This is a genomic window from Citromicrobium sp. JLT1363 (genome assembly GCF_000186705.1).
GTDB lineage: Bacteria > Pseudomonadota > Alphaproteobacteria > Sphingomonadales > Sphingomonadaceae > Alteriqipengyuania.
Window position 1 is genome coordinate 166,872 of record NZ_AEUE01000007.1, and the last position, 11,805, is coordinate 178,676.

At 65.5% G+C, this 11,805-nt stretch carries 12 protein-coding genes; 4 read left to right on the forward strand and 8 right to left on the reverse strand.

Translation table 11 applies throughout. The features are described from left to right. The first annotated feature begins 5 nt into the window (after positions 1-5). Positions 6-959 carry a hypothetical protein gene (locus tag ADAD_RS0112260; protein WP_010414197.1) on the forward strand — a complete coding sequence of 318 codons (954 nt, stop codon included), beginning with the start codon at positions 6-8 and terminating at the stop codon, positions 957-959. Beyond that, complete coding sequence (locus tag ADAD_RS0112265) at positions 959-1,744, forward strand: transposase (RefSeq protein WP_237700820.1); 786 nt, start codon at positions 959-961, stop codon at positions 1,742-1,744. Before ADAD_RS0112260 ends, ADAD_RS0112265 begins: the two co-directional genes overlap by 1 nt. On the opposite strand, the gene ruvX is transcribed toward ADAD_RS0112265, so the two are convergent. The 8 genes from ruvX to pyrE all read right to left on the reverse strand — a co-directional run bounded on the left by ruvX (position 1,741) and on the right by pyrE (position 8,633). Continuing rightward, positions 1,741-2,229, reverse strand: coding sequence for a Holliday junction resolvase RuvX (ruvX, locus tag ADAD_RS0112270; RefSeq protein WP_010414203.1), 489 nt, complete (start codon positions 2,227-2,229; stop codon positions 1,741-1,743). The two genes, ADAD_RS0112265 and ruvX, sit on opposite strands and share 4 nt — an antisense overlap. Beyond that, on the reverse strand, positions 2,208-3,431 hold the full coding sequence (locus ADAD_RS0112275) for a DUF3089 domain-containing protein (RefSeq protein WP_029140107.1): 1,224 nt from the start codon (positions 3,429-3,431) through the stop codon (positions 2,208-2,210). Before ADAD_RS0112275 ends, ruvX begins: the two co-directional genes overlap by 22 nt. 24 nt (positions 3,432-3,455) lie before the next feature. Beyond that, positions 3,456-4,640, reverse strand: coding sequence for an AI-2E family transporter (locus tag ADAD_RS15960; protein WP_010414208.1), 1,185 nt, complete (start codon positions 4,638-4,640; stop codon positions 3,456-3,458). A gap of 9 nt (positions 4,641-4,649) precedes the next feature. Then, a complete protein-coding gene (gene lepB, locus ADAD_RS0112285) occupies positions 4,650-5,528 on the reverse strand; it encodes a signal peptidase I (RefSeq protein WP_010414210.1) in 879 nt (292 codons plus the stop codon). Further along, a complete protein-coding gene (gene acpS / locus ADAD_RS0112290; RefSeq protein ID WP_010414212.1) occupies positions 5,525-5,926 on the reverse strand; it encodes a holo-ACP synthase in 402 nt (133 codons plus the stop codon). Before acpS ends, lepB begins: the two co-directional genes overlap by 4 nt. A gap of 292 nt (positions 5,927-6,218) precedes the next feature. Then, positions 6,219-6,962: a pyridoxine 5'-phosphate synthase gene (locus ADAD_RS0112300; RefSeq protein WP_010414218.1), complete on the reverse strand. Its 744-nt coding sequence runs from the start codon at positions 6,960-6,962 to the stop codon at positions 6,219-6,221. 34 nt (positions 6,963-6,996) lie between these two features. Then, positions 6,997-8,052, reverse strand: a complete 1,056-nt coding sequence (locus ADAD_RS0112305; protein WP_010414221.1) for a serine hydrolase domain-containing protein — start codon at positions 8,050-8,052, stop codon at positions 6,997-6,999. After that, complete coding sequence (gene pyrE, locus ADAD_RS0112310) at positions 8,052-8,633, reverse strand: orotate phosphoribosyltransferase (RefSeq protein WP_010414224.1); 582 nt, start codon at positions 8,631-8,633, stop codon at positions 8,052-8,054. The genes ADAD_RS0112305 and pyrE overlap by 1 nt, the downstream gene beginning before the upstream one ends. Before the next feature lie 195 nt (positions 8,634-8,828). Here pyrE and coxB point away from each other — a divergent pair, with 195 nt between their 5' ends. Continuing rightward, the gene (gene coxB, locus ADAD_RS0112315; protein WP_010414227.1) at positions 8,829-9,971 is read left to right on the forward strand and encodes a cytochrome c oxidase subunit II; all 1,143 of its coding nucleotides are present in this window, start codon (positions 8,829-8,831) and stop codon (positions 9,969-9,971) included. A 62-nt stretch (positions 9,972-10,033) separates the two neighbouring features. Further along, positions 10,034-11,758, forward strand: a complete 1,725-nt coding sequence (ctaD, locus tag ADAD_RS0112320; RefSeq protein WP_010414229.1) for a cytochrome c oxidase subunit I — start codon at positions 10,034-10,036, stop codon at positions 11,756-11,758. Positions 11,759-11,805 lie beyond the last annotated feature (47 nt).

The window sequence follows — 11,805 nt, forward strand, 5'->3', positions numbered from 1 at the left end:
TCTCGATGCACGTGGACCCTGCGCTACGCGCCTTTGCCGGAGATGCCGTGCAGATCGCCGCAGCGCAGGTCCGCGTGGTGTCTGCGAAGGAAGAATGGGCGTCCAGCGATCGGGTAGCGCCGATCCTTGCCGACTGCGAAACACTGGCGCGCGATGGCGCCATGGACTGCCGCAGCGCGCTCGGCGCGCTGATGGCGGGCGAGGGCGCACAAGCCTTCGTCGATGGCTGGGTCTGCGCAATGACGCGTGCGTGGCGCAATGCTCCGCTGGCGCAGATTCCCTTCCGCCACAGCTATTCCAGCGGTAGCGGGGCGATGCACCTGCACCGCGCCGGCGGGGTGACGCTTGCGCTGCTGATCGTGGAGCCGAATGCGGCCATGCCCCCCAGGACGATCGCCTTCACCGATTGCGACAGGTGGGAACTGGTGATTGCCGGGAACGGGCGGGGAAGGGCCTACGACTGGTCCGGTGCCGGGCCGCCCGAGGTTACCAACCTGGTCTTGCAACCCGGCCTGCGCCTTGCCTGCGACCGGTCGCGCTCTCGCGCCATCGTATCGCTCGACACGCCGCTGGTGATCCTGCGCGTGTCGTGCGAGCGCCCGTGTCCGCGAGCTACCAGCGAGGTCGAGATTGCGACCGGACGCGTCGTTCACCGGGCCTCGGCCTGCCCGGCGGAGGGACGGGCGCAGCTCTCCGCCGCGCTGCTCGGTGCGATGGGACGTGCGGATGCGGCACCCGTGCTTGCCGACTATGCTTGTGGACAGGCGGACGGAGGCGCTCGGTGGGAGGCACTGCGTCATGCGCTCGCGCTCGATACGGCAGCAGGATTCGCTGGATTGAGCCGTTTGGCGGAAGACCCGGGAGACGAGCTGGCGCCTGCGGCGAGGGCGCTGCGAGTTTCTCTGTGCACAACTTATCCACAGCTTGCCAACCTGTGCGAGGCCCCATGCCGCGCGTGATGAAACCGCCCCCGCGCGGGCCGCTGTCGCTTGGAGAATGCATACAGCGGATCGATGCGACGGGCTTCGATCCGGTCGACGAGTTCTCTCTTGCAAACGCGGCGGACGCGCTTTCCGGGCTGGCAGCCAACCGCAGTTTCCTCGCCGATCTGTTGATCGAACATCTGGCTAGCCAGGGCGATGCCAGTGAGACGACGGCCTATGGCCCGCAGGCGATCATGCTCGCCCGCCCCCGGAACGGGTATTTCCTGCGCGCGAATATCTGGCCCGCGCGCGACGACCCGGTTTACCGGTCGAGCGGCCCGGCAAGCTTCGTCTATGGCCTGTCGCATGACCATAATTTCGATTTCCTGACGGTCGGCTATTTCGGCCCAGGTTATGTCAGCGATTACTGGGAGTACGATTTCGAAAGCGTGGAGGGGCTACCGGGCGAGCCTGTCGACCTGCGTTTCGTCGAAACCTCACGGCTGAGCGAAGGGCGCGTGCTGCACTACCGCGCCCACCGCGACGTTCATCGCCAGCATCCGCCCGAAAGCCTTTCCGTCTCGCTCAACATCTGTGCCGCGAATCCGGCGCAGGGGTGGTTCGACCAGTATTGCTTCGAACCTCCTGAAGGATCGGGGGAAGGGCGCATCGTGCGGGTGCTCAATCCCAGCGCGAACGAGGTCATGTTGCGGTTGGCGGTGGCTCTGGGGAACCGGGATGCGCATGATCTGGCGGGCGATTTCGCGGCCGATCACCCCAGCGCCGCGCTGCGGCGGGTGGCGGCGGAGCTGGCGGGCTAGATCAGCGGATCGTTCGAGGCCGCATCTATGGCAGCCTGCAGGATAATCGTCGCCGCTTCCGCGTCGATCCGTTCGGCGCGCTTGCGGCGGCTGACGTCCAGCCCGATCATCGCGTCGTCCGCGCTCTTGGTAGACCAGCGTTCGTCCCACAGCAGCACGGGCAGGCCGAAAGCCTCCGCCAGATTGCGCGCGTAGGCGCGGCTCGCCTGCGCGCGCGGCCCCTCGCTGCCGTCCATGTTGCGCGGCAGGCCCAGCACGATGCCGCGCACGCCGCGCCCGTCGATCAGCTTGCGCATCTCGTCCCGGTCGCGCCCGAACTTGCCGCGCGGCAGCGTCTTGAGCGCGGTGGCGAACCGCCAGCCCGCGTCGCATACGGCGATGCCGATGGTCTTGGTGCCCAGGTCCAGTCCGATCAGCGCGCCGCCATCGGGCAGGGCTTCGGCAAGACCAGCGGCGGTTTCGCCTACGAGTTCGCTGCCGCCCATTCGCGCACCCGGACCACGACATCTTCCTGAATATTCCGCCAGAACAGCGGAATATCGTACACGTGGTAGTTGTCCCCCGGGAGGACGGCGGAGCCCATCGCGGGCGGATCGCCGATCCGCAGGATGCCCTGATCGTCGCACCGCGCGCCCACCGCGCCCGCGACCAGTTCGCCCGAAGACAGGTTCTCGTTCGGCACCAGCGTGCCCTTGTTGTCGTCCGCCGGAGCCGTGCTGTTCTGGAAGCCGGTGATCGGGTTCACGCACAGGATCGGCGTATCGCCGCGTTCCTCGCCGTCGAAGCCGGGGCTCGCCTGGAAACGGCTGAGCAGCATGGAAGGATTGCCCCCGTCGGCAAAGCTCGCCCAGCTGAGGATGCAGCCCGACTGGTTCTGCCGCTCGCACGCGGGCAGCGGCAGCACGGGCAGGTCATGGTCGAGCGAGATCGGCCAGCCCACCGCGTAGACCGCTGCGATCCGGTTGGCGACGTCGCGCCCCTTCACCCGCTCTCGCAGCAGACGCAGGAGGTGGAGCGATCCCTGGCTGTGCCCGGCGAGCACGATGGGGCGATCCTCGTCCACGCTTTCGAGGAAATAGTCGAAGGCCTGCGCCACGTCGCGATAGGCGGCGTCGATGGCCTGCTCCGCCTCGGGCTTGTCGGTCACGAAGGCGCCGACATGTGCCTGGCGATACTTGGGCGCCCAGATCTCGGCGGCGCGGTTGAACGGGCTGGCGAGCCCGCGCAGGAACAGGTTGGCGCGCGCCTCCGCTTCCTCGTTGCCGAAGTCGGCGTTCCAGTTGGCGGTCTCCTCGCCGAAGCGGGTCGGGATGTAGCTGGTCGGGTGGATGAAGAAGACCGCGAAGGGCGGGGCGTCCTCCGCCTCTTCGGCGGTCATCCGACGCGATCCTGCCTTGCTGGCCTGCTCCACCAGCGTGCCTTCGTCCTCGCTGCGGGGCAGCGGGTTCTCGGTTTCCGCGATGGCCGGCTGGTAGCGGGAGGGGTCGTTCGTGCCGATGCCGGGCCGCGAATACCACATGTCGGGGTCTGCATAGGCATTGTCGGCCAGCGCATCCTGCTCGACGAACTCCGCGTCGGGCGTGAAGGTATATTCGGTCACCTCTTCGGACCAGATGTTGAGCGCGAACATGCCGATGATGACGAGCACGACCATCGTCGCCACGAAATACAGGAATGCGCGTACCATCATTCTCTCCTTGCGAAGCGGCCCTCAGGAACCTGCGGGCGCGCCTTCCTGGACATCCGCCCCGGCGGCCTGGGCGGCATCGTTTGCTTCGGACCGGCGTACGAGCGCGACCTTGAGCATGGCCAGCAGCGGATCGGCCAGCAGCAGGCCGATGATGCCGAACAGGATGCCCATGATGAGCTGCGCGCCGAGCACGAGGGCGGGCGGCAGGTCGACCGTTTTGCGGGCGATCATGGGGATCACGACATAACCGTCGAAGGTCTGCACCACGAAATAGACCACGATGGCCGCGATGCCCGTCTCCACCCCGACAGAGAAGCCGACGATCGCCATCAGGATGCCGGAAATCAGCGCGCCCAGGTTGGGGATGAAGGCCAGCAGGCCGGTCAGAATGCCGAGCAGCGCGGCCATGGGCACGCCGAACAGCTCCAGCGCGATCCAGGTGAACACGCCTTCGAACACCATGCCGACCACGCGGCCCGCCATCAGGCGGCGCATGGTCAGCGCCATTTCGGCGAGCGTCTTGCGCAATTCGCTGCGGCCGTTGCGCGGTGCCATCCATTCGACGCCGCGTTCGTACAGATTGGGCTCCAGCGCCACGTAGATGCCGATGACCAGGATGATGACGGTGGTGCCGATGGCCCCCGCGATCCCGCCGATGGCGCGGGTCACGGTGCCCACGCCGCTGAGCACCTGGTCGAGCATGGACTGCGCGTCGGACAGCGATATGGCCATGCCGTTCGCCCGCGCGAGTGCGATCAGCTCGTTCAGCTGGGCTTCCACGATGGCGGGCAGGGTGGCTGCCTGTTCGGTGATCTGCGATCCGGCGAAATAGCCGAGCCAGATCAGGAAGGCGATCGCGCCCAGCAGCACCATCACGATCCGCAGCGCCCGCGGAATGGCGAGATAGCGACCGATCAGCCGCGCGCCACCGTCGATCAGCGAGGCGAAGACGAGCGAGGCGAAAATCACCAGCAGCGCCTGCGAAATATAGACGGCCAGCGCGACCAGGCCGATCACGCCGACCCAGATCAGCGCCTTGCCGACCTCGTGCCTCAGGCGGGGATTGGAAATATAGGCGGGGCTTGCGCCGCCCCATTCGTCCGCGTCCTGCGCATCGGCGGGAATCGGCGGATCGATCCGCCGATCTTCGGGCAGCGGATGACTGGGCTTCGCGTCTGGCGTGGAATCGGTTCCGGACTGATCCATCGGCTGGCGTCAGTCCGCCGCTTCGGTGATTTCGGTGCGGGTCGGGCGCAGGGTGGTGAACGCGCGATCCCCGCGCATCGCGCCGAACCAGCTGAACGGGTTCAGGCTGGCCGTGCCGTCGAGCGAGAAGGTGATGAACTCCGCGCGCCCGCCGATATTGGCCAGCGGCACGGGCCCGCCGAGCCCCTGCCGCGCCACGGAGGCGCGGCTGTCGGCCGAATAGTCGCGGTTGTCGCCCATCACGAACACCGCATCTTCGGGCACCAGGATCTCGTCGTAATCGTCCAGCGGCTGATCGGGCAGGGCCTCGATGATGAGATAGGTGGCCCCGTTCGGCAGCGTTTCTCGCATCACGGGGACCCTGCACTTGGATGTGCCGTCGGGCCCGGTCACGATTTCGAATTCGGGTTCGTTGCAGGGGGTATTCAGATCGTTGGGCAGCAGCATGTCCGGCTCGACCTGCTGCGGCACCGGCACACCGTTGAGGATGATCTGCCCGCCGCGCACCGCGATCCGGTCTCCCGGAAGGGCGACCACGCGCTTGATGTAATCCTCGCTGCGCTGGGGGTGCACGGGGATCACGATGTCCCCGTATTCGGGCGTGCCGCCGAAGATGCGCCAGTCCCCGCGCGGGAGCAGGTGGAACGTCACCGAGGCCCAGGAATAGCCGTAGGGATATTTGGACACGATCAGCCGGTCGCCCACCAGCAGGTTGGGCATCATGCTGGTCGAGGGGATGTAAAACGGCTTGGCGACGAAGCTGTGGAAGGCCAGCACGGCGAGCAGCATGATCGCGAGCCCGCGCAGTTCGGCGAACCAGTTGACCTTGTCGTCCTCGCCGTCCTTCTTTGCGGTGTTGGTATCGCTCATGCCGGTAACACTGCTCATTCGGGAAAGGCCTCGATGATCACGAAGGCCTGCGCCCATGGGTGATCGTCGGTGAGGGTAAGGTGAACGTGCGCCACATGGCCCTGTGGCGTGATTTGCGCAAGCGCCTTGGCGGCCCCGTGTGCCAGTTCGAGAGTGGGCGCGCCGCTGGGGGCGTTAACCACGCCGATGTCCTTCATGTAGACGCCGCGCTTGAAACCGGTGCCGACGGCCTTGGAGAACGCCTCCTTCGCGGCGAACCGCTTGGCGTAGGTGCCCGCGATGGTGAAGGGGCGCTTTCTCGCCTTGGCGCGCTCGGTTTCGGTGAAGACGCGGTTTTCGAACCGCTCGCCATAGCGGTCGAGCGAGTTCTGAATCCGCTCGATACTGCACAGGTCCGAGCCTAGGCCGATGATCATGATAGGAGAAGGCTCCAAAGGACCGGCGAGAATAGGAGCAAAGCTCCAGCCATGTTGACCCACAGGGTGACGTTCAATCCCAGCGTCCTTCGCCCAGAGAACCAAAACCTCAGTCCCACGACAAAACCTACGACGAGAGCGAAAGCAATTATAACATTGAAGGTGGTCCAAGCCAGCGACGTGTCCGTCAGATAGGTCTGATAAACTGCAGTCAGCAAAAGATAAATCGCGAGAAGCAAAACAGCGAGGAGCGCGTTAAGCCAAAAGAATGTAGAATTGACCGTTCGATTACTCACCGCGCTGCGTCCATCAGGTCGCGCATGCGGCGGATCGCGGGTTCGAGGCCGGTGAAGATCGCTTCGCCCACAAGGTAATGCCCGATATTCAGTTCGGCGAGCTGGGGAATCGCGGCGATGGGCTGGACATTCTCGAAGGTCAGGCCGTGGCCCGCATGGGGTTCGATCCCGTTCTTCACCGCCAGTGCCGCCATATCCGCAATCCGCTTCAACTCCACCGCGCGCTGCTCGCCGGTGGCGTGCGCATATTCGCCGGTGTGAAACTCTACCACGGGCGCGCCGAGGCGCATCGCCGCTTCGAGCTGTGCGGGATTCGCCTCGATGAACAGCGAGACGCGGATGCCCGCCTCGGTGAGCTGCGAGACGATGGGCGCGAGCTGGTTGTGCAGGCCTGCTGCATCGAGCCCGCCCTCGGTCGTGCGCTCTTCGCGCTTTTCGGGGACGATGCAGGCGGCGTGCGGATTGTGTCGCAGCGCGATGGCCAGCATCTCTTCGGTCGCCGCCATCTCCAGATTGAGCGGCAGGTCGGTTGCGTCCTGAATCCGCTTCAGATCGTCGTCGCGGATATGCCGGCGGTCCTCGCGCAGGTGCGCGGTGATCCCGTCTCCGCCGACCGCCGCGACGATTTCCGCCGCGCGCACGGGATCGGGATGGTCGCCGCCGCGCGCGTTCCTGATGGTCGCGACATGGTCGATATTGACGCCAAGGCGGAGTTTGCCGGGGTTCGTGCGCTCAGTCATGGCCGGTGCGCTTAGGCGAAACGGGCGCGCAATTCTAGCGACAGGCCACTGCGGCCAGCGCATCGTGCATCGCGCCGCTGCCCGACCATATCTCGCCGAAGTCGAAATCCTCCTGATCGATGACGAGCGCGACCATGAAGCCGCTTTCGGGCAGGATGATGTTGCGGACCTGGTATTTGCCGATCGCGCCGCGCCGCTCGACAACCCGTACCGGCGCGTCGCAGCCATCCAAGGGTGCGTCGAACACCCACTGGCCGAGCGCCATGTACCCGAGAGCGGGATCGCCGCTCCACAGCTCTTCGCGTGCCTCGGCACTCAGCAGCTTGCCTGAGAGCAGCGCGCGGTCGAACCGCAGCATGTCTTCCAGCGGGCCGACCAGCGCGGCCGATGAACCATAGCGTGCGATCCGCGTGGCGTATGTCGCATCGCGCCCTTCGAAGGTGCGCGCGCTCTCCTTGCGCAGGAAGGCAGTATCGCGCCATTGCGCCGGGTCGCCGATCCGCTGCGCCAGCAGCGCCTCGATCGGCTGGCCGGTCACCCGCTCGAGGATCGCGCCCAGCACGATGTAGTCGCAGTTGTTGTAGCGCCACTCGTCCGTTGGGGCGGAGCGTTCGGCAAGGCACCAGTCGATCCCGGTCGGGCCGTCGGAATAGAAAGAGGGAAATCCGGTCGCGTCGACCGGGCTGTCGTCGGGGTTGCGCAGGCCGGAGCGGTGCTGGAGCAGCTGGCGGATGGTCGGTGCGGCAGTCTCCGCGCCGAAAGCGGGTAGGTAGGTCGCAGCCGGCGCGTCGAGCGAGATTGCCCCATCCTCGACCTGCTGCATCACCAGCACCGCCACCACCTGTTTGGTCACCGAGGCCCAGGGCCACGCATCCATGTTCGATGATGCGTGGGCTGGGACGGCTTTTCCGCGAAAATCGGTGTTGTAGAAATCGTTGGCCGCCTGGCTCGCCGCCACCGCGCCTGCAAACGCCGTTTGGTCCAGGGCGGCGAACAGGCGGTCGTAGGCGTCGGGCCGGTCTTGCACGGCTGGAGTGCTGCACCCCGCCAGAGTGAGAAGGAGCGCCGATGCCAGGACCGCCCGCAGCATCAGGCTTTTCTGCTCCCGGGCTTCGTCACGGGAACCTTGGCAAGTTTCCCCGGAACCTCATCCTCGGAATAGGTCGGGAAGCTCAGCTGGATCAGCGGGATGAACGGCACGCCCAGCTCGACCGTGCCCGAGGACCGGTCGACCAGCGCGGCTTCGGCGATCACCTCGCCGCCTTCGCGGCCTACCGCTTCGATTGCTTCCATGCTCGACTTGCCGGTGGTGACGACGTCTTCCACCATCAGCACCTTCGCGCCTTTCTCCAGCGCGAAGCCGCGCCGCAGTTCGAACGTACCCTCGGGCCGTTCGAGGAACATCGCGTTTTTCCCCAGCGCACGCCCCATCTCGTGCCCGATGATGAGGCCGCCCATCGCCGGGCTGACCACCACGTCGATCTGGCTGCGGATGTCGCGCGGGATCTTCTGGGAGAGGGCAAAAGCCATGCGCCCGGCGCGCTCCGGGTTCATCAGTACCCGCGCGCATTGCAGGTAATGCGCGGAGTGTCGGCCCGAGCTGAGCAGGAAGTGCCCTTCGAGCAATGCGTCGCAGGCGCGCAGTTCGCCGATGATCTCTTCTTCGGTCATCCCAGGAGCGTGGCCTTTCGGAAAGCTAAGACATTGGTGCGCCGAACGCATTGGACGGCGCGGGAAATCCCGTCTAGAGGCGCTTGAGAGTCGCGGCAAGCGCGCCTATAGCGCCTCGCCAAAATGGTGTGTATCGGGCCGGGAGGGTTCGCCAGAGCACCGTTTCTCGTCAGACTACAGGGAATACGACAGACAATGCCGACTGCCGCCACCTTCCGCGATATCCGCCGTCTCGTGATCGGCATGCTGGCCCTTGTGGCTCTGGCCATCGCAATTCAGCCCGCGCTGGCCACCACGCCGAGCGTGGCTGCGCCCGACACCGGCGAGGCCGAAGCGGCCGCGCAAACCCCTGCTGAAGGCCAGGGCGCCGACACGCAGGACGCCGCGGGCGAGGGGGAAGCTGCTTACGAATACCTCGGTCCGGAATGGATCAAGGGGCAGCCGACCTCGTTCGAGGAAGATCCCTGGAAGAGCATGACCTTCCAGGATCAGTATACGGATGACGGCCAGTACGCGCTGGGGATGAACAACTACATCCTGATCCCGGTGATCGTGGCGATCAGTGCCTTCGTGCTGTTCCTGCTGATGGTCGTCGTCGTCCGCTATCGCCGCCGCGAAGGACGCGAACCTTCGCGCACCACGCACAATACGCTGATTGAGGTGATCTGGACCATCGTTCCCGTGATCATCCTGATCGTGATCGCGGTGCCTTCGATCACGCTGCTGGCGCGGCAGTACGAAACGCCGCCGGAAAATGCGATCACCATCAAGGCGACCGGGTACCAGTGGTACTGGGGGTACACCTATCCCGACCAGGGCGGGTTCGAAGTGATTTCGAACATGCTGCCAGCGGAAGAAGCGCTGTCGGCCGGTCTGCCCGCGCAGCTGGCGGTGGATAACCGCATGGTCGTGCCCGTGGGCGTGCCGCTGCGCATCCAGACCTTCGGCGCGGACGTGATCCACAGCTTCGCGGTGCCGAGCCTGTGGTTCAAGCTGGACGCGATTCCCGGCCGCCTGAACGAGCGCATGCTGACGATCCAGGAACCGGGCATCTATTACGGCCAGTGCTCCGAACTGTGCGGTGCGCGCCACGCCTACATGCCGATTGCGATCGAAGCGGTGCCGATGGATCGCTGGCGCCAGTGGGTGCTTTCCAAGGGCGGCAGCTTCGGCGAAGAAGCCGAAACCAGCGAGGCGGCCGACATCCAGGCCCCGGCAAGCGCCGCTGATGGCGCGCCCGCCGCCGGTGGTGCGCCGACCGCAGCGGATGATGGCGGTACGGCGCCGTCCGTTCCGCTCGATGCGAGCGAGACCGAGGGGGCCGAAAGCACCAATTGACGGCGCTTCCAACCCGAGCAATCTGATCGAAAAACAGCAGAACCAAAGAGAACGCGAGCGACATGGCTACCACCGCTGACACCTTCCAGGCCCACGATGATGCGCACGACCATCACGATGCGGACCACAAGCCGGGCTTCATCGCCCGCTGGTTCATGTCGACCAACCACAAGGATATCGGCACGCTCTACCTGATCTTCGCGGTGATCGCGGGGGTCATCGGTGGCGCCATCTCCGGCATCATGCGGATGGAGCTGGCAGCGCCGGGCATCCAGTACCTTGGCTGGTGGGCCGAGTTCATGGGCGGCGGTGCCGATCTCGATACCGCGCTGCACATGTGGAACGTGTTCATCACCGCACACGGTCTGATCATGGTGTTCTTCATGGTCATGCCCGCGATGATCGGGGGCTTCGGCAACTGGTTCGTGCCGCTGATGATCGGCGCGCCGGACATGGCCTTCCCGCGCATGAACAACATTTCGTTCTGGCTGACCGTGGCGGGCTTCTGCTCGCTGCTGTTCTCGCTGTTCGTGCCCGGCGGTATCGGGCCGGGTGCGGGTACCGGCTGGACTGTCTATGCGCCGCTATCCACCAGCGGTTCGGTCGGCCCGGCGGTCGACTTCGCGATCTTCTCGCTCCACCTCGCGGGCGCAGGCTCGATCCTTGGCGCGACCAACTTCATCACCACCATCTTCAACATGCGCGCGCCGGGCATGACCCTGCACAAGATGCCGCTGTTCGTATGGTCGGTGCTGGTCACCGCCTTCCTGCTGCTGCTGGCGCTGCCGGTGCTGGCCGCCGCGATCACCATGCTGATCACGGACCGTAACTTCGGCACGACCTTCTTCGATCCGGCCGGTGGCGGCGACCCCGTGCTGTACCAGCACCTGTTCTGGTTCTTCGGCCACCCGGAAGTCTACATCATGATTCTGCCGGGCTTCGGCATGATCAGCCAGATCGTCGCGACCTTCAGCCGCAAGCCGGTGTTCGGCTATCTCGGCATGGCCTACGCCATGGTCGCGATCGGCGTGGTCGGCTTCATCGTGTGGGCGCACCACATGTATACCGTCGGCCTGGACGTGAACACGAAGATGTACTTCACCGCCGCCACCATGGTCATCGCGGTGCCCACGGGCGTGAAGATCTTCAGCTGGATCGCCACGATGTGGGGCGGCAGCCTGGAGTTCAAATCGCCCATGGTCTGGGCGCTGGGCTTCATCTTCCTGTTCACCGTGGGCGGTGTGACGGGCGTCGTGCTCGCCAATGGCGGCGTCGACGACAATCTGCACGACACCTACTACGTCGTCGCGCACTTCCACTACGTGCTTTCGATGGGCGCCGTCTTCTCGATCTTCGCGGGTATCTACTACTGGTTCCCCAAGATGAGCGGCCGCTGGCACTCCGAACTGCTGGCGCACATCCACTTCTGGGTGTTCTTCGTCGGCGTGAACCTGGTGTTCTTCCCGATGCACTTCCTGGGCGTGCAGGGCATGCCGCGTCGCTATCCCGACTATGTGGAAGCCTACAGCTTCTGGAACGAGGTCTCGACCATCGGGTACGGCATCGTCGCCCTTTCGGTGGTGATCTTCTTCGTCAACATGGTCTATGCCTTCACGGCCGGCCGCCGGGCGGAAGCGAACTACTGGGGCCCGGGTGCGACGACGCTGGAATGGACGCTGTCCAGCCCGCCGCCGTTCCACCAGTTCGAGACGCTGCCGGTGATCGAGGACCACCACGATTACCACAATCACCTGCCGGGCGGCGCGGAGAAGCCCGCCACGGCCTAAGCCACAGGCATAAGGGCGGGGCATGCGCGAATGCATGCCCCGTCCCC